The sequence below is a fragment of the Bacillus cereus group sp. RP43 genome (genome assembly GCF_040459645.1).
In the GTDB taxonomy this organism is placed as follows: Bacteria; Bacillota; Bacilli; order Bacillales; family Bacillaceae_G; genus Bacillus_A; species Bacillus_A mycoides_C.
In genome coordinates this window covers 1,350,576-1,367,072 of record NZ_JARVHQ010000001.1, presented here as the reverse complement: position 1 = coordinate 1,367,072, position 16,497 = coordinate 1,350,576, and the positions used below count along the sequence as shown (strand labels likewise).

Sequence of the window (16,497 nt, the reverse complement as noted above, 5' to 3'; positions counted from 1 at the left end):
TATGCCAGGGTAGCATAAGGCTTTTCTTATTTCAATTTAAATACCATTGCTTCATATGGTCGTAATGTAATGTTTTCTATCAATACATTTTCTACATCATAATTGTGTATTAATAACTCTGCTTCACTATAAACAATATCCTCTGGCAATTCAAATACACATTCATCCGCAGTGAAGTTTGCAATCACCAGCAGCTTTTCTTCTCCATATGTTCTTACATAAGCAAAAATAGAAGGGTTATTTTCTAATATTAAATCATATGTTCCATACACAACTATTTCATTTTTTTTACGTAATTCAATCAATTTTTTATAGTAATAAAAAATTGATTCTTCATCTTGAATCGCTTGTTTCACGTTAATCTCTTTGTAGTTAGGATTTACCGTAATCCAAGGCTCACCCGTTGTGAATCCAGCATGTTCTCTATCATCCCACTGCATCGGAGTTCTAGCATTATCTCGGCCCTTTATATATATAGACTGCATCACTTTATCAATATCTTCGCCGCGCTCTATAACTTTTTCTTTATACATATTTAGTGTTTCAATATCTCGATATTCATCAATTGATTCAAATCGAACATTTGTCATTCCGATTTCTTCTCCTTGATAAATATATGGTGTCCCTTTCATCATATGAAGTACTGTCGCTAACATTTTTGCTGATTCAGTATGATAAACCCCATCATTACCAAAACGAGATACAACGCGAGGCTGGTCATGGTTATTCCAATAAAGGCTATTCCATCCTGTTTGTTCTAATGCTTTTTGCCACTTTGTTAAATTTTGTTTCAAAGTAAGGAGTGAGCATGGTTTTACATCCCATTTCCCACCTTCTCCGGAATCTAAATCCATATGTTCAAATTGGAATACCATTTGCAGTTCTTTTCTAGCTTCCCCTGTATACAATTTAGCCTCTTCTGTCGTTACACCAGGCATTTCCCCAACCGTCATAATGTCATACTGAGACAATACGTCTTCGTTCATTTCATGCAAATACTTATGAATGTTCGGACCGTTCATAAAATGTTTATGCCCTGAAACATATCCTTCTTCATCCGTTTCAACAGCTGGTAAGCCATCTTCTTTAGAAATAAAATTAATAACATCCATACGGAACCCATCAATTCCTTTTTCTAACCAAAACTTCATCATGTCATAAACATCTTGTCTTACCTTTTCATTATCCCAGTTTAAATCTGGCTGTTTTTTAGAGAACAGATGTAAATAATATTCATCTGTCATTTCATCATATTGCCATGCAGATCCACTAAATGCTGCTCCCCAGTTATTCGGCTCTTTCCCTTCTTTTCCAGGGCGCCATATATAATAGTCTCTATATTTATTATCTTTTGATTTACATGATTCAATAAACCAATTATGTTCATCTGAAGTGTGATTAACAACTAAGTCCATCATAAGTTTCATATTACGTTTATGCATTTCATGTAATAGTTCATCCCAATCTTCCATTGTTCCGAACTCGTTCATAATTTTACAATAATCACTTATATCGTAACCATTATCATCGTTTGGAGATTCATAGACTGGTGATAACCAAATTACATCAATACCTAATTCTTTTAAGTAATCTAGCTTCGTAAGAATACCACGAAGATCCCCTATACCATCACCGTTACTATCCATAAAACTACGAGGATAAATTTGATATACTACACTTTCTTTCCACCATTGTTTTCCCATTATGCTACCCCATTTCATCTATACTATTGATTCGTTTTTCTTTTTAAGGCGCAAACGTTTTCATTACTGAATGATAACAGATTCTATCAAAATTTAAAATAGCGCTTACAATATTTATTTTCTTTTTCTAATAAAACATGTGGAACTTATTATATATTCATAGGGATAATGAAAACGTTTTATTTTTTTATAGTGTTTTTATTTCTTTTTTGAATCTATTCGTTTATAATAAATTCAAAGAAAACGTTTGCATAAACTTTCTAGGGGGAAATATCATGGCAGAACTTAAATTAGAAAATATTTATAAAATATATGATAATAACGTAACAGCCGTAACAGATTTTAACTTACACATTCAAGATAAAGAATTTATCGTATTCGTTGGTCCTTCTGGCTGTGGAAAATCTACAACACTACGAATGGTAGCTGGACTTGAAGATATTTCAAAAGGAGAATTTTCAATTGATGGTAAGCTAATGAACGATGTTCCTCCAAAAGATCGAGATATCGCAATGGTCTTCCAAAACTACGCTCTTTATCCACATATGAGTGTGTATGATAATATGGCATTTGGATTAAAACTTCGAAAAATACCGAAAGATGAAATCGACCGTCGAGTTAAACATGCAGCTCAAATTTTAGGACTTGAACAATACTTAGATAGAAAACCGAAAGCTTTATCAGGTGGACAACGTCAACGTGTTGCATTAGGTAGAGCAATTGTTCGAGACGCAAAAGTCTTCTTAATGGATGAACCATTATCAAACTTAGACGCTAAACTACGTGTTGCAATGCGATCAGAAATTTCTAAATTACATCACCGCCTTGGCACAACGACAATTTATGTAACACATGATCAAACTGAGGCAATGACAATGGCTTCACGTCTTGTTGTTATGAAAGACGGCAAAATCCAACAAATTGGAACTCCAAAAGAAGTATATGAAACACCTGAAAATATTTTCGTTGGTGGTTTTATCGGTTCACCCGCAATGAATTTCTTCCGTGGAAAATTAACTGAAACCGATTTCGTTATAGACAGTTCACTAAAGATTAAAGTATCTGAAGGAAAAATGAAGTTATTACGCGAACAAGGCTATGTAAATAAAGAAATTGTTTTAGGTATTCGTCCAGAAGATATTCATGATGAACTATTATTTTTAGAAGCTTCACAAGCTACTACTTTCACAACAAAAATTGAAGTTGCAGAGTTGTTAGGGGCTGAATCCATTTTATATATGAAACTTGGAAATCAAGATTTTGCAGCACGTGTTGATGCAAGACATACTTTTTCACCTGGTGACCAAATTAAACTTGCTTTTGATATGAATAAAGCACATTTCTTTGATAGCCAAACCGAACAACGTATTCGTTAAAAAATAAAGTTCTATTATAAAACATACAAAAAAACCGTCCACATATATACTGGGGGCGGTTTTCCATTATTATACTAGGGCTTCTATTGTATGAAATGATTGTCCTCTCGTGCTAATAATACCAAAAACCGGCAAATCACTAAGCACCACTTCTTCTTGCTGTTTCATAAAAGATGACGTTAATTGTTTTATCTCTATCCAAACGTCATTAATACAAAGTACATTGGAATCGTTCTCTTGTTGGCGAGAAAAAATAGAATCTATTTTATATAGACCAGCATTTTGAAAAAGCATATCAATACGACTATATGCCTCCATAGCAAAACTAATAACACGTTGCCAATCTCCTTGTTTCCCCATATCGTAGGATACAAAAAGTGCTTCTCCGCCTAAATCCGTAATTTCCTCAGCTGTTGCTTGTCCACTTTCTTGATCAATGTCCGTCACAATTACTTTTGCGCCTTGCTTAGCCAACAAAAGAGCTGTACTACGTCCAATACCGATGCCACCACCAGTTACAATGGCAACCTTTCCTGCAAGCTTCATTTTCATTACCCCTTCTATAAGTCTTACCGTCATTCAGTATACTCCTTTATTAGATTAGTCTGCAAGCAGGAAAAGTTCACGCTATAACTTGTAAGCGATTACTTTTTTGTTTCTTTTTTTTTACTATTATATTGATCGAAGGTTAAACCAATATAAATAAGAATTCCCCAAAATATTAAGCTACCTCCAGTCATTCCAAATCCCCCTTTGTTATATAACGATATTATTTATACCCATTATATCATTCTCTTAATTTTCAATCTATTCAAAACAAAAATAGGATGTTCGTATTAGCTACCGCTTCTTTAAACATCCATCAATAATATGGGGGGTACTATAATAGGAGATATCCGCCCTATATCAATTCCATTTATCTAATTTTTCAAAAAATAAGAGAATGATGAAATTTCTCACGAAATTAAAAATAAGACTTTTTATATACAAACAATAAAAAGTCTTATTCATTAGTAGCACATATAATCTAATTATTAATTATACAAGACTCATCACTTTCGTCTTTGCAATTAAATCATGGAAGCCACAATTATCTTTGCGGAATAACATCATATATACATTGCATATTAATGGAACTCCAAGTAATAATATGCTTGGTAATAATAATACTAAAAATCGTATTATTAATGTTTTTAACGTTAATTTTTCACTTGTTAACGAGATTATTTTTGTTCTTGTTACCTTTTTACCAAGTGTAGAACCGTTCCAAAGAAAAGGTAACACAATAAAATTTATAGCCATTAATACGAAAACAAGTGTAAGGTCATATCTATAGTCACCTAAACTTATATTAAAACGATTGAAAATAGCACTATAGTTTCCGGTAATAATAGCTACTACTGCACCGTACGTAACCGAGATTAAAAACATGTCAATAAGGGAAGCACCTATGCGATTCATTACAAGCGCTGGACGATGCATCTTTAACTTCATTTTGTGTCGACTCCTTCATATCCTTCTTTACCCGTTTCATCGTACCACTTCTAAAAAACATTGTAAACTGGCGTTTCGCTTACTTTTCTTGTACAATGTGTTACAACAGCATTGTAAAGGAGGTTCCCATATTGAAAAGATGGATAATCCTATTTGCCGCACTCTTATTAACAGGTTGTACAGGTAATACAAACCATTTAACCTATACAATTAACGATGAATATGAACTCATACATACTTCTGGAGATGCATTTGAACTTTTCCCCTCGCAGGATGCTGTATATGCTACACAATACATCCCTGCAAAAATTACAGAAATTGCTTGGGACGATAAATACATTATCACAAAACAAATTGAGGAAAAGTCAGATCCAAATAATCCTGACGCAGCAATTACAAATAAAAAAAGTGAACATTATTGGATTATCGATGTAAAGCATAATAAACGATTCGGTCCTTATAATGAAAAACAATTTAACGAGCAGAAAGATGCTTTTAAAATTACTGTACCTTTTCAAAGTGTAGATTCATATGTGAAAGAGCTAAAAAAACAGTCAGCATAACTTTTTATGCTGACTGTTTTCATTTAAATACACTACTTAGGAAATGAGATATTGAAAGTTTGTGGCTCTTTAACAGCTTCATGAGTATCTCCTGCTGCTAAATCATCTGTTGTAAACTTAATATCCTTTACCTTCTCTTTTCCATCATCAAGTATTAAACCGATAATTCCTTCTCGTGTCTCACCAGGCTTATAATCTTCCCTAGATACACTCTTTGTGCCTACAAGTGTGTCTTCTTCATATAAAAAGTTTTGAGTCGCTACCTTAAAATGCTGTTTGTCATTAATAATAACATCATTCATAGAGAAGAATTGCATGTTCTTATTTCCACTATTCTCTACCTTATATGTAATTTCAACATACCGAATCGTATCGCTAATCTCTGTTCCACTTAACGATGCATATAATTCAGCGTCTTCTTGACTCACTTTATCTCCTAATCTACGCTTTACTTCTTCAGGAGTTAATGCAGTATACACTTTCAATGTATTTTTTGCATCTTTGCTCATTTGTGATAATGAGATAACTTTAACGTCTTGTACGTGAATTTTCATTGGGGCTACTTCAAATGTCTGATTCACAGAATGAATCTGTTCTAATTCAAATGTCCCCCACCCTTTTTCTTTCACTTTTTGTCCTACTTTTTTAAGCTCACGCCCACCATACTCTTTTGTTTCAGGAATAGATTCTTTCTTTTTAGGTTCTGCTTTCTTTTCTTCTTGATGGAAGCAACCACTTAACATAAGAAGAAAACTACATAAAACAAAAATACTTTTCCATGCTTTCATCATTTAATTTCTCCTAACACTATCATTCATTAAAATATATTAGTCCCTTGTTTTGTAAACTATAGAAACAATGAGAAGTCCACAAAACGAACTTGTCAGTCCAGATACTATTATACCCCCTATTTGGAAAATATGAAAATAGGGGTCTAATAACGCGTGAACGATAAATATAATGGCCGCCACAACGATAGATGAAGCCCAATATTTCTTTTTTTCCGAAGTTAAACTAGTATCTTTATCAGTTTCTCTCCTATATTTCCATAGTACATATATTAGTAATAGTAGACCAAAACACGTACTCCCATGCTGTAAAAATTTATAAATCGGAATACTATATACTTCTTGCTGTAACAGCGGCATTTCCATAACAAAATAGCCTGTCTTATGAGTAAAAGCATCCCAAACGACATGCGTTACCATACCGAATAAAGCAGAATAGCAAAATACAAAAATATCTTTCCAAGTATAAAGCCCCCACTTCTCATCTACTACATATTTATAGTAACTAGCAAAAGGCTTAGGTAAATGTGTTATAAATGGTCCTTTTAAAATACAATGATATGCATATGCTAATAAAAAGACGAGTGGTAAATTCAAATAGAAGAAACCAGCCCATGTATGGCCAATAATACCGTATGGCCTAAAATGTAAAAAATATTCAAAATCAGGTGCCATACTACCTAATATAAGAGCCGTCACGGAAATATAACTAGAATGTTTCTTAGCAAAAGGGAGAACAGCTGCTGGATGTGCGAATGTAAATGGCATATTTTAACTCCTTTTCATATTCCCAATAGAATACATATTATCATAACGATATGAACAATCTCTATGCAATGTTTATTTTCACATTGGAATATGATAGTTTAAATGTTATAATCCACATAAAATATTCAGAAAACAAGAGGAGTCATGTGTCGTTAACACTTGTATTTTTTCTTGTTCTGTTTACCTTATTTTTAAGTATATACATTGGCTTCTTTCTATGGAAGCACTTGAAAATTATAAAATATATGCCTGCTCTGTTTGGATTTATGAGCGTTCTTTTCCTTTTTATATGGAAGAGAATTACTTTCAGATGGGAAGGTCTCAGTTTTGGCGCACTTCAATATACAATTTTATTAACTAGTTTTCTTACACTTGTATTTGCTCCTTTTTTAGAATCAAAATCCGTTATGAATCGAGGTTTATATATTGATTGACGTACCCTTTTTAAAAAGTGTCACATTAAAAAAAGAAGATATCCCTGGCTTTTCCGTATATCCATACTGTTTACCCGCTATTCGAACATTACAATCACTCGATTTCCACCCGAATGTAACATTCATTATTGGAGAAAACGGAACAGGTAAATCAACATTACTCGAAGCGATTGCAGTTGCTTTAGGTTTTAATGCAGAAGGTGGAACGAAGAATTTCCGTTTTAGCACCAACGATTCACATTCATCTTTACATGAATATCTTCGAATTTCAAAAAGTTTCAATACACCAAACGACGGCTTCTTTCTTCGTGCTGAATCATTTTATAACGTCGCTTCTTATATTGATGAAATGGATGCTGATCCAGAAGCACGGGGAAATCCAGTTATTGACTCATATGGTGGTATCTCACTACACAAACAATCACACGGCGAATCATTCTTCTCATTATTTATGAACCGCTTTTCAGGACAAGGTTTATATATTTTAGATGAGCCTGAGGCAGCATTATCACCCATGAGACAACTTTCAATGCTCATTCGCATGCACGAGCTAGCTGAACAAGGTTCACAATTTGTTATCGCGACGCATTCTCCCATTTTAATGGCTTATCCTGAATCTATTATATACTCTTTAACTCAAGAAGGGATTCACGAATCGACATTAGAAGAAACAGAGCATTACCAAACAACGAAACTTTTCTTTGAAAATCGCGATCGATTATTTCATCACTTATTTGAGTCATAAAAAAGAGGCAGCAATCGCTGCCTCTTTTTTATAATGCTTCTATAAATAAAGCTACTCCAATACCGCCTCCAACGCATAGAGAGGCAATACCTTTCTCTAATCCACGTCTTTTTAATTCGTGAATTAAACTTACCGTAATACGAGCTCCTGTACAACCAATTGGATGTCCAAGTCCTACACCACTACCGTTTACATTCACTTTCTCACGGTCTAACCCTAACTCTTTCTCTACAGCTAGGTATTGTGCAGCGAAAGCTTCATTAATTTCAAGTAGGTCTGCATCTTCTAATGACCAGTCTACTTTTTCTAATCCTTTGCGAATTGCTGGTGCTGGTCCAATACCCATAATTTTCGGATCTACACCCGCTACTGAATATCCAACAATTCGAGCTAACGGTTGTAAACCTTTTTCTTTCGCTTTTTCCTCACTCATTAATACTAAAACAGCACTTCCATCATTAAGACCAGATGAATTCCCTGCAGTTACTGATCCATCTTTACGGAAAGCTGGTTTTAATCCTGCTAATTTTTCCGCTGTAATATCTGCACGTGGATGTTCATCCTTCGAAAATACAACTTCTTTTCTACGTTCTTTTATCGAAATAGGAACAATTTGATCGTCAAAGTATCCAGACTCAATTGCTTGCAACGCTAATGTATGACTACGAAGCGCAACTTCATCTTGTTCCTCTCTTGTAATTTCATATTGTTCAACTAAATTTTCCGCTGTTTCACCCATCATAATATGGTGAATCGGATCCTCTAAAACTTCCCACACCGTATCACGAATTTCTCCGTGCTGTAGACGTTGTCCCCAGCGGTGTTGTTTTAATGCATAAGGGCTCGAGCTCATTGCTTCTACTCCACCTGCAACAACAATATCACTTACACCTAATTGGATTTGCATTGCAGCAGACATAATTGCTTGCATACCTGAAGAACATTGACGTTGAATTGTATAACCAGTAACTGTGTCAGGAAATCCTGCCGCTAATGCAGCTGTTCTTGCCGTATTTGCTTCATCAGTTCTTTGAATACAATGACCTAAAATTACTTCATCAACTTCATGTGGCTCTACTCCGCCTCTTTTTACAGCTTCCTGAAGTACAGGAACAGCTAATTCTACTGGTGTTATATTTTTTAGTGCTCCTCCGAAAGTTCCAATTGGTGAACGAACTGCAGCTGTAATGACAACATTATGCATTTTGTACTTGCCCCTCTCTTATGTACCCTAGTAAGTTTTTAGATGGAATTCCATAAGATGTATATCTACAGTTATCATACTATAAACATACCAAAAAATCAAAATATTTAATATAATAAAAATAGAAGGAATTAACCTTCTATTCTGTCAATGCATATAAGAATTTTTGTAATATCTTCTCTGTCGTTTCATTCAATTTCGGCAATTTATCTACTGGAAAATATTGAAGTTGTAACCCTTCCTGATCGAGCTTTAATTCTCCGCTTACATGATGTGCCTGATACAGATGAATCACATTAAAAATTTCATCTCCATTTGGATAACGGAAATAAACTTCCTTTCCTGAAAGAACACCAAGAAATTGCATTATTTTTGCACTTAGTCCCGTCTCCTCGAATAATTCTCTACGAGCAGTTTCTTCTGTCGTTTCTCCCAGTTCCATTGCCCCGCCAGGCACACCCCAATCATATGTATCTGAACGATATTGAAGCAATACTTCTTGATTATCATTTAATATAATAATTGCTGATCCTACTAAAATAAGTGGTCTCGTACCAACTACTTTGCGTAACTCTTCAATATACCCCAATATGTAAACTCTCCTTTCCTCACCCTTCCTTATCATAACAAAATTCTCTTCCTTTTGTTGCTGTAATTTTCAATAAAAAAGGAAGCTTTCGCTTCCTTTTTTCCCGTTATTTCTTAAAGCTTTCGTATTTTACAGCTTCAAAAGCTTCTTCAATTTCCTCATTATGATAATGGACATATGTAAAACGCCCTAATTCTACTAATCTAGCGATTTCTTGCAATGCTTTATGCTGATCATATGTTTCTTCAATTGTAATATGTACATAAAACTTCATTAATGGATGTTCATATAAAGGTTCTCCCACCTCTACATATACACCTTCAACCCCTTGCGCAACTCTTACATAGCTCGCAAATTGATACAGAGCTTCTCTGTCTGAAACGATTTTTAATGTATACATATATTCTCCCCCTTTTCTTTACTATATCAAAAAGATGACCACACTACGTTATAGAACTATGAAATTTTTTCGACTTGTAGTCTATATATTCGTGTAATAAACGAGGCGTTTATCCATACATAGGACCTTTCCCCCACATATATTATAGAAAGAATTTTTTCATTTGAGGTGTTTCTTATGAATTCATACGTTAATATATGTGTTTGCATTACTCCAGGCGCCGATATTTCTGACGACCGTATTGCAAAAGATTTAGCAGTTGCAGAATCAATTTGGCATCCCATTACATTTCAAATTAAAGAAGTAATTGTACTAAACGAACTTTTCCGTTTTTCTAATCGGGAAATTAGTTATAAAAACTCCATTCAAAGTCAGGAAAAATTATCATCCTTTTTTCAAACTTGTGTTAACGAAGCTCCTGAATGTGACCTTTATATTTGTTATATTGGCAGTGATTATTTCAAAGAAACCGCAGTAATCGCTTGCGCTTACTCTCTAGCAAAACAACAGCAACTTACTGGTTACATCGTTCTAACAAACTCAGCTGCTCCAATGAAAAATATATACACCCTCGCTCACGAAATTGGTCATATTTTATTCACAAGACGAATTCATGGAAAACTTACGCACGCAGACCCCCACTCTCCAACCGGTTCTGAACATCACCATTCACCATCGAACCTGATGTACCCTATAGTGCCTAGTCCTAATAAAGTTCACATCAATTCATTATTAACAAATGAACAAAAAGCGCTCTCTTTACAAAGTCCTTTATTACAAAGAAAAAAACAGTAACGATATTGTTACTGTTTAAAACAATATATTCAAATCAACAAACCAGATTTCGGCTGCAAAGGATACACTATACACCTAAGCATAATCCTTCTAAAAATCAAAATATAGTATTTCTTTGGAAATAATTTTTTGTATATCCAGAGCAGCCACTTTCCTATTAAACTGAAGAATAAAATATATCGTAACGTTTAAAATATTCATTATGCTCTTTTGGTGAAGGCAGTATAAATTCCTAAAGTCATTAATCCTAGAAACATAATAGTTAATATACATATAAGTATGATTTGCATATATGCTCATCCTCTTCTTTTATTTCTAGAGCTTCTCATTAGAAAAATACTCTTACTAGTTGTTCAACCATCACTATCATAAAAATTGGAATTCCTAACACAAACAAACCACTCCAACCAAGAGACCGAACATTCACAATCGTTGTTATCACTAGCATAACCCCTCCAATTAAATATCTTCCTAATTGAGGGACTTCATAGGAAGGAAAACTATACCAATCTTTTAAAAACATTATTAATACTGGTAAATAAGTAAGTATTACTGCTCCAAATAGCAGTAAACCCTTTTTCAACATACTCCTTTGAAAACTAGCACCTCTTAAAAATAAAATTCCTCCCACAATCATTAACACTAAGATAATCGGATATCCAATCAACCCTATTAAAGAAATGGTATAAGGCTCATTTAAATTTCGAAATAAAAGATCTGGAACAGTCCAATAGCATAATATGCTCATAATAGCTGTAGCTAGCCATCCTAAATTCCGTTTATAATCCACTTGCATTTCTTTTACAAGTTGATTTGCATATTCCTTTGGTGAATCACCAAATATATCCTCTACACTCTTGCCCCTTTTTTCACCTTCAGTTAAATGCAATTCTGCATCTTCTAAAAAGGATTCAATATCTTTTTCACTTATCCCTTTTGCTGTTAAATAAGTACCTGTATTTTCCAGAAAATCTCGTGAATCTTGAGAAAGCATCCCATTCCCCCCTCCCTTATTTAACCGTTTCTCTTCTATTCGCCTTCATCATAATTTCAAGGAAAATTAAAATAAATAAACTTCCATACAAGCATACAATTTGAAATAACATTGGCATAAGATCTTCCGATGTAAATGTTTTAAACACTAACATAATAGAAAGCGGAATAATTAAATATAAGTTTTTAAACCATCCTTCAAAATATATATTCATAGATACCGTGAGGATAAAGATCCCTCCAGCTAATATATAACTTTGGACTAGAGTCAACGTAAACATCGTTGTAGGATATATCACATCTAATATCGTAACAGCTCCTAATAAAAACATTGGCGCTATCATGACTAAAAACCGCATGGAGAACCACGTTTTTGTAAAACTTGTTACAAAGGTCATTTTACGAAGCAGAAAATTTGGACCCACAACAGCTAAAATCAATGTAAAACTATAGCCAATACACTGAATAAGCGAAATCTGTAAAATCCCATTATTAACTATTAAAATAGAGGCAATAATCCAAAACGAAACGATATTCATTACCGTAAACCCAATTTGCTTCCACGTTTCCTGTCTATCTCTTTCCATTACTTTTACAAGTTCATTTGCATATTCTTTCGGCGAGCTTCCGAAAATTTCTTCTACACTTTTCCCATCACTCTCACCTTCTATTAAATGCAACTCTGCATCTTCTAAAAAGCTTTCAATATCGCTTTCTTTCACACTCTTTGCAGTTAAAAATAATCTCATATCCAATAAAAAATTTCGCGCTTCATTTGATAACATTATTTCTTTCTCCCCTTCCCCTCAATTAGACGCTCTACACTACTTTGCATCGCTTCCCAGCGATCCATAAATTCATCCAGTGCTTCCTCGCCTTTTTCTGTTAATGTATAATATTTTCGCTTTGGGCCAGATGGAGATTCCTTCATTACACTTGTTATTAATCCTTCCTTTTGCATTCGTATTAATAACGGATAAATACTTCCCTCACTCGCCATTGTGAAACCATATTTCGCTAGTTTTTCACTCATTTCATAACCATATATTTCACCTTCAGAAATAATAGCAAGTAAGCAACCTTCTAAAATCCCTTTTAGCATTTGACTTGTCGACATATTTCAAATCCTCCCACTATCTTGTTTTACAAGATAGATAAGCGTAAGTATCTTGCTTTACAAAATAGTATAGCAAAGACTATTTTGTAAAGCAAGATAGCTAAAGATATTTTCCAAATGTTTGCAGGGATTTCATTATCGCCTCTCTAAATAGAGCAATAAGAGAACTTTTATTATGAAGGAGTGTTTTTCATCATGGTTACAAATCGAGTTGTCTTTTTAACAGGTGCTGCGAGCGGTATTGGTTATGAAATGGGAAGTGCTTTCGCAAAAGAAGGTGCTAGAGTTGTCATTAGTGATCGCCTTGAAGATCGTGCAAAAGAAGCTGCTGAACAATTGCAAAAAGAAGGCTATCAAGCTATCGGTTTAAAATGTGACGTTACAGCTGAAGAAGAAATTGCAGCAGCAATTTCTCAAACAGTTACTCACTTCGGTTCATTAGACGTATTAATTAACAACGCAGGAATGCAGTACGTCTCACCAATTGAAGATTTTCCAACGGATAAGTTCGAACTTCTTATTAAAATTATGCAAATTGCTCCATTTATTGCAACCAAGCTTGCCTTTCCTATTATGAAGAAACAACAGTATGGACGAATTATTAATATCGCTTCTATTAACGGCCTTGTCGGATTTGCTGGAAAAGCTGCTTATAATAGTGCGAAACATGGAGTAATCGGATTAACAAAAGTGGCTGCTTTAGAGGGAGCAACTCATGGAATTACTGTAAACGCTCTTTGTCCCGGATATGTTGATACTCCCCTTGTACGAAATCAACTACAAGATTTAGCAACTACACGAAATATACCACTTGAAAATGTTTTAGAAGATGTTATTTATCCTCTTGTACCGCAAAAACGCTTGTTGCAAGTACAAGAAATTGCAGATTATGCTATGTTTTTAGCAAGTGAAAAAGCAAAAGGCATAACTGGTCAAGCTGTTGTTATCGATGGTGGATATACTGCTCAATAAAAAATAAAGTTTGCTCATGAAGAGCAAACTTTATTTTACTTTCTATCGCGAGGATCTTCCTACTTTAGTAATTGTTTAGGGAGTTTCTCAATTGCAACAATCACTCCGTCTAATTTGCTTTCAATGCGATGTAGTAAATATAGTGTTACAACAATTGGAAACCCCACATTACCTATCATCCTGATCCACTCTTCCATCCTTCTCTCCTCCTTTCATTATATAAATAAGGGGAAAGAACACATTTAGGCATAAAAAAACAAGCTATTATGTATTAGCTTGTTTTTCAAATAATGATGCAATTTCTCGCTTATAATCTCCACGTATAATACCTCTCTCAGTAATAATACCTGTAATTAATTCATGCGGTGTTACGTCAAATGCAGGATTATAAACATCTGTACCAATTGGTGCTACTTGTTTGCCAAAAATTTTCGTAACTTCTGTTTCATCTCTTTCTTCAATAACAATTTCGGTACCTGTTTGTTTCGTAATATCAAACGTAGATAACGGTGCTGCAACGTAAAATGGGATACCGAAATACTCTGCTAATATAGCTAAATTTAATGTTCCTATTTTATTAGCAGTATCACCGTTTTCAACGATTCTATCTGCCCCTACGATAATCGCATTAATTTCTTTCGTTCGAATTGCATGTGCCGCAGTATTATCCGTAATAAGCGTTACATCAATTTCCGCTTGCTTCAACTCCCAAGTTGTTAAACGTCCCCCTTGTAAAACTGGTCTTGTTTCACATGCATACGCATGTAAATGTACACCTTTCTCTTTCCCAATATAAAACGGTGCTAATGCAGTACCATATCTAGCAGTTGCGATACTCCCTGCATTACAAATTGTTAAAATTTTATCACCGTCTTTAAAACACGTTAAACCATGTTCTCCAATATTTCGGCACACAGCTTCATCCTCTTGCTGAATACGAAGCGCTTCTTCTTCTAATATTTTTTGCGCTTCTTTTATTGTAGCAACCTCTCGAATAGATTCTCTCATACGATCGATTGCCCAAAATAAATTGACTGCCGTCGGGCGTGATGTCCCTAAATAGTTACAATCTCTATTAAACTTCTTTTGAAACTCATCGATATTTATAGCATCGTATTTCTTTGCCGCAAGCGCCAAACCAAACGCAGCTACAATTCCAATTGCAGGTGCCCCGCGTACTTCTAACATAACAATGCTTTTCCATACCTCTTCAATAGTCGTTAATGTTTTAAACTCAGTAATATGCGGTAGTTTTGTTTGGTTTAATACGGCAATGGCATCGCCTTTCCAACTTACAGATCTCGGAACAGTAACAATTGTACTCATGCTTTTACGCCTCCAACTGTCTGTTGAAATAATGTTCGAAACAGTTGAATATCAGCACTCTTAGATTCATATTTTATTAGTTCTTTTCCTAAGTATAGCGCTTGCTTCTTAGCTTGAATTCTTTTTTCTTTATTTGCTATTTCATCTAAATCCGCTACATGCGCTAAGCCAATTGTTCTACGAATAAGTTCACATCCAGCAAATCCGACAGCATCAGTAAAGATATTTTGTAAAATAATCGGTAACCATTGTTTTTCTTTCGTATATGCTTCTACACCTTCTCCAATCCATAACCTCGTAAAAGCTTCTACAAAATAACTCCATGTCTTCTCTATATGGAAAAATAGTACATTTCTCTCTTCTTCTTCTCTAGATAAAGCATTTAATAATAAATTTGCAATAAATTGACCGATGTCAAATCCAAATGGACCGTACGTTGCAAATTCTGGATCAATTACTTTCGTTTCAGAAGGTGATGAAAATATACTACCAGTATGTAAATCTCCGTGTATGAGAGCTTCTTTTCTCGTTAAAAACTTATACTTATACTGTGCTACTTTTAATTTTAAATTTTTATCACTCCACAGTTCATCAACCACTAGTTGTAGCTCTGGTTCATAATCATTCGTATCATAATGACTAAACGGATCTGTAAACACTAAATCTTCTGTAATTTTGCTAAGGTCTGGGTTTACAAATGTACCCTCTAGTACCCTCTTCTCTTCTGACTGTAAACCGAAATCTGAAGTATAAAATAAAACATGTGCTAGAAAACGACCAATATGCTGGGATAAAAGAGGATACTCTTCTCCGTCTATTAATCCTTTTCTTGTAATCGTTAGTCTTGATAAATCTTCTATTACTGTCAATGCCAACTCCTCATCATGACTGTATACTTCTGGAACGTATTCCGGTACATACTTCGCGAAAATTTGTAATGCTTTACTTTCAATCGTTGCTCTTTTTATTGACAATGGCCAGCTCTCACCAACTACTTTTGCATATGGAAGTGCTTGTTTTAATATAATCGTCTTTTCTCCATCATCTAATTTGAATACGTAATTTAAATTGCCATCTCCAATTTCATGGCAGATTACATTCGCTTTCTTTTCAAAGTATCCATGTTCTTTTGCGTAGTGTACAGCTGTTACTTCTGTTAATGAATAATATCCCATCGTCTTCTCCCCCTTTTAATTCAGAGGTTTTTCTAGCACAAAAAAACCTCTTCCC

21 protein-coding genes and 1 pseudogene are annotated in these 16,497 nt (G+C 34.4%); 6 read left to right on the top strand and 16 right to left on the bottom strand.

Going from position 1 to position 16,497, the window contains the following annotated elements; translation table 11 throughout:
* Positions 1–26: 26 nt before the first annotated feature.
* Positions 27–1,703, bottom strand: coding sequence for an oligo-1,6-glucosidase (malL, locus tag QCI75_RS07280; protein WP_353760159.1), 1,677 nt, complete (start codon positions 1,701–1,703; stop codon positions 27–29).
* A 275-nt stretch (positions 1,704–1,978) separates the two neighbouring features.
* On the opposite strand from malL, the gene QCI75_RS07275 reads away from it, so the two are divergent.
* Positions 1,979–3,079, top strand: a complete 1,101-nt coding sequence (locus tag QCI75_RS07275; protein WP_144506716.1) for an ABC transporter ATP-binding protein — start codon at positions 1,979–1,981, stop codon at positions 3,077–3,079.
* A gap of 69 nt (positions 3,080–3,148) precedes the next feature.
* Here the strand turns inward: QCI75_RS07275 and QCI75_RS07270 are convergent, their stop codons facing one another.
* The 3 genes from QCI75_RS07270 to QCI75_RS07260 all read right to left on the bottom strand — a co-directional run bounded on the left by QCI75_RS07270 (position 3,149) and on the right by QCI75_RS07260 (position 4,573).
* Positions 3,149–3,658, bottom strand: a complete 510-nt coding sequence (locus QCI75_RS07270) for an SDR family NAD(P)-dependent oxidoreductase (RefSeq protein WP_002066937.1) — start codon at positions 3,656–3,658, stop codon at positions 3,149–3,151.
* Positions 3,659–3,723: 65 nt separating this feature from the next.
* Positions 3,724–3,819 (bottom strand): flagellar motor protein, encoded by a 96-nt coding sequence (locus tag QCI75_RS07265; RefSeq protein WP_353760158.1) that lies wholly within the window; start codon positions 3,817–3,819, stop codon positions 3,724–3,726.
* 298 nt (positions 3,820–4,117) lie between these two features.
* On the bottom strand, positions 4,118–4,573 hold the full coding sequence (locus tag QCI75_RS07260) for an RDD family protein (RefSeq protein WP_144506717.1): 456 nt from the start codon (positions 4,571–4,573) through the stop codon (positions 4,118–4,120).
* A gap of 131 nt (positions 4,574–4,704) precedes the next feature.
* Here QCI75_RS07260 and QCI75_RS07255 point away from each other — a divergent pair, with 131 nt between their 5' ends.
* Positions 4,705–5,136 carry a DUF3997 domain-containing protein gene (locus tag QCI75_RS07255; RefSeq protein ID WP_002033805.1) on the top strand — a complete coding sequence of 144 codons (432 nt, stop codon included), beginning with the start codon at positions 4,705–4,707 and terminating at the stop codon, positions 5,134–5,136.
* Between the two features lie 32 nt (positions 5,137–5,168).
* On the opposite strand, the gene QCI75_RS07250 is transcribed toward QCI75_RS07255, so the two are convergent.
* Both QCI75_RS07250 and QCI75_RS07245 read right to left on the bottom strand, forming a co-directional pair.
* A complete protein-coding gene (locus QCI75_RS07250) occupies positions 5,169–5,927 on the bottom strand; it encodes a hypothetical protein (protein ID WP_353760157.1) in 759 nt (252 codons plus the stop codon).
* 36 nt (positions 5,928–5,963) lie between these two features.
* Positions 5,964–6,692: a DUF4184 family protein gene (locus QCI75_RS07245; RefSeq protein WP_353760156.1), complete on the bottom strand. Its 729-nt coding sequence runs from the start codon at positions 6,690–6,692 to the stop codon at positions 5,964–5,966.
* A 146-nt stretch (positions 6,693–6,838) separates the two neighbouring features.
* Here QCI75_RS07245 and QCI75_RS07240 point away from each other — a divergent pair, with 146 nt between their 5' ends.
* Together QCI75_RS07240 and QCI75_RS07235 are read left to right on the top strand one after the other, a co-directional pair.
* Positions 6,839–7,126: a hypothetical protein gene (locus tag QCI75_RS07240; protein ID WP_144506729.1), complete on the top strand. Its 288-nt coding sequence runs from the start codon at positions 6,839–6,841 to the stop codon at positions 7,124–7,126.
* Positions 7,119–7,871: an AAA family ATPase gene (locus QCI75_RS07235; RefSeq protein WP_144506719.1), complete on the top strand. Its 753-nt coding sequence runs from the start codon at positions 7,119–7,121 to the stop codon at positions 7,869–7,871. Before QCI75_RS07240 ends, QCI75_RS07235 begins: the two co-directional genes overlap by 8 nt.
* Positions 7,872–7,899: 28 nt before the next feature.
* On the opposite strand, the gene QCI75_RS07230 is transcribed toward QCI75_RS07235, so the two are convergent.
* From QCI75_RS07230 to QCI75_RS07220, 3 genes are all read right to left on the bottom strand, one after another.
* A complete protein-coding gene (locus QCI75_RS07230; protein WP_002199469.1) occupies positions 7,900–9,075 on the bottom strand; it encodes an acetyl-CoA C-acetyltransferase in 1,176 nt (391 codons plus the stop codon).
* Between the two features lie 139 nt (positions 9,076–9,214).
* Positions 9,215–9,664: an NUDIX hydrolase gene (locus QCI75_RS07225; protein ID WP_353760155.1), complete on the bottom strand. Its 450-nt coding sequence runs from the start codon at positions 9,662–9,664 to the stop codon at positions 9,215–9,217.
* Positions 9,665–9,770: 106 nt separating this feature from the next.
* Positions 9,771–10,064, bottom strand: coding sequence for a DUF3928 family protein (locus tag QCI75_RS07220; RefSeq protein ID WP_144506720.1), 294 nt, complete (start codon positions 10,062–10,064; stop codon positions 9,771–9,773).
* Positions 10,065–10,241: 177 nt separating this feature from the next.
* On the opposite strand from QCI75_RS07220, the gene QCI75_RS07215 reads away from it, so the two are divergent.
* Complete coding sequence (locus QCI75_RS07215; protein WP_144506721.1) at positions 10,242–10,859, top strand: ImmA/IrrE family metallo-endopeptidase; 618 nt, start codon at positions 10,242–10,244, stop codon at positions 10,857–10,859.
* A 15-nt stretch (positions 10,860–10,874) separates the two neighbouring features.
* On the opposite strand, the pseudogene QCI75_RS07210 reads toward QCI75_RS07215, so the two are convergent.
* The 4 genes and pseudogenes from QCI75_RS07210 to QCI75_RS07195 all read right to left on the bottom strand — a co-directional run bounded on the left by QCI75_RS07210 (position 10,875) and on the right by QCI75_RS07195 (position 12,969).
* Positions 10,875–11,149, bottom strand: a pseudogene (locus QCI75_RS07210) (DNA-binding protein).
* Between the two features lie 38 nt (positions 11,150–11,187).
* On the bottom strand, positions 11,188–11,853 hold the full coding sequence (locus QCI75_RS07205; protein WP_353760154.1) for a DUF1129 domain-containing protein: 666 nt from the start codon (positions 11,851–11,853) through the stop codon (positions 11,188–11,190).
* Positions 11,854–11,869: 16 nt separating this feature from the next.
* Positions 11,870–12,637 carry a DUF1129 domain-containing protein gene (locus QCI75_RS07200; RefSeq protein ID WP_353760153.1) on the bottom strand — a complete coding sequence of 256 codons (768 nt, stop codon included), beginning with the start codon at positions 12,635–12,637 and terminating at the stop codon, positions 11,870–11,872.
* Positions 12,637–12,969 (bottom strand): PadR family transcriptional regulator, encoded by a 333-nt coding sequence (locus QCI75_RS07195; protein ID WP_144506725.1) that lies wholly within the window; start codon positions 12,967–12,969, stop codon positions 12,637–12,639. The genes QCI75_RS07200 and QCI75_RS07195 overlap by 1 nt, the downstream gene beginning before the upstream one ends.
* Positions 12,970–13,164: 195 nt before the next feature.
* Between QCI75_RS07195 and QCI75_RS07190 the strand changes: the two genes are divergently transcribed.
* Positions 13,165–13,941, top strand: a complete 777-nt coding sequence (locus QCI75_RS07190; RefSeq protein WP_353760151.1) for a 3-hydroxybutyrate dehydrogenase — start codon at positions 13,165–13,167, stop codon at positions 13,939–13,941.
* Positions 13,942–14,000: 59 nt separating this feature from the next.
* Here the strand turns inward: QCI75_RS07190 and QCI75_RS07185 are convergent, their stop codons facing one another.
* The 3 genes from QCI75_RS07185 to mtnK all read right to left on the bottom strand — a co-directional run bounded on the left by QCI75_RS07185 (position 14,001) and on the right by mtnK (position 16,442).
* The gene (locus tag QCI75_RS07185; protein WP_000393342.1) at positions 14,001–14,138 is read right to left on the bottom strand and encodes a YvrJ family protein; all 138 of its coding nucleotides are present in this window, start codon (positions 14,136–14,138) and stop codon (positions 14,001–14,003) included.
* A 67-nt stretch (positions 14,139–14,205) separates the two neighbouring features.
* Positions 14,206–15,267, bottom strand: a complete 1,062-nt coding sequence (mtnA, locus tag QCI75_RS07180; RefSeq protein WP_353760149.1) for an S-methyl-5-thioribose-1-phosphate isomerase — start codon at positions 15,265–15,267, stop codon at positions 14,206–14,208.
* On the bottom strand, positions 15,264–16,442 hold the full coding sequence (mtnK, locus tag QCI75_RS07175; RefSeq protein WP_353760148.1) for an S-methyl-5-thioribose kinase: 1,179 nt from the start codon (positions 16,440–16,442) through the stop codon (positions 15,264–15,266). The genes mtnA and mtnK overlap by 4 nt, the downstream gene beginning before the upstream one ends.
* Between the last annotated feature and the right edge of the window lie 55 nt (positions 16,443–16,497).

Coding starts and splice junctions, on each gene's coding strand:
- malL (WP_353760159.1), bottom strand. CDS start 1,703: ATGGGAAAACAATGGTGGAAAGAAAGTGTAGTATATCAAATTTATCCT.
- QCI75_RS07275 (WP_144506716.1), top strand. CDS start 1,979: ATGGCAGAACTTAAATTAGAAAATATTTATAAAATATATGATAATAAC.
- QCI75_RS07270 (WP_002066937.1), bottom strand. CDS start 3,658: ATGACGGTAAGACTTATAGAAGGGGTAATGAAAATGAAGCTTGCAGGA.
- QCI75_RS07265 (WP_353760158.1), bottom strand. CDS start 3,819: ATGACTGGAGGTAGCTTAATATTTTGGGGAATTCTTATTTATATTGGT.
- QCI75_RS07260 (WP_144506717.1), bottom strand. CDS start 4,573: ATGAAGTTAAAGATGCATCGTCCAGCGCTTGTAATGAATCGCATAGGT.
- QCI75_RS07250 (WP_353760157.1), bottom strand. CDS start 5,927: ATGATGAAAGCATGGAAAAGTATTTTTGTTTTATGTAGTTTTCTTCTT.
- QCI75_RS07245 (WP_353760156.1), bottom strand. CDS start 6,692: ATGCCATTTACATTCGCACATCCAGCAGCTGTTCTCCCTTTTGCTAAG.
- QCI75_RS07230 (WP_002199469.1), bottom strand. CDS start 9,075: ATGCATAATGTTGTCATTACAGCTGCAGTTCGTTCACCAATTGGAACT.
- QCI75_RS07220 (WP_144506720.1), bottom strand. CDS start 10,064: ATGTATACATTAAAAATCGTTTCAGACAGAGAAGCTCTGTATCAATTT.
- QCI75_RS07215 (WP_144506721.1), top strand. CDS start 10,242: ATGAATTCATACGTTAATATATGTGTTTGCATTACTCCAGGCGCCGAT.
- QCI75_RS07205 (WP_353760154.1), bottom strand. CDS start 11,853: ATGCTTTCTCAAGATTCACGAGATTTTCTGGAAAATACAGGTACTTAT.
- QCI75_RS07200 (WP_353760153.1), bottom strand. CDS start 12,637: ATGTTATCAAATGAAGCGCGAAATTTTTTATTGGATATGAGATTATTT.
- QCI75_RS07195 (WP_144506725.1), bottom strand. CDS start 12,969: ATGTCGACAAGTCAAATGCTAAAAGGGATTTTAGAAGGTTGCTTACTT.
- QCI75_RS07190 (WP_353760151.1), top strand. CDS start 13,165: ATGGTTACAAATCGAGTTGTCTTTTTAACAGGTGCTGCGAGCGGTATT.
- QCI75_RS07185 (WP_000393342.1), bottom strand. CDS start 14,138: ATGGAAGAGTGGATCAGGATGATAGGTAATGTGGGGTTTCCAATTGTT.
- mtnA (WP_353760149.1), bottom strand. CDS start 15,267: ATGAGTACAATTGTTACTGTTCCGAGATCTGTAAGTTGGAAAGGCGAT.
- mtnK (WP_353760148.1), bottom strand. CDS start 16,442: ATGGGATATTATTCATTAACAGAAGTAACAGCTGTACACTACGCAAAA.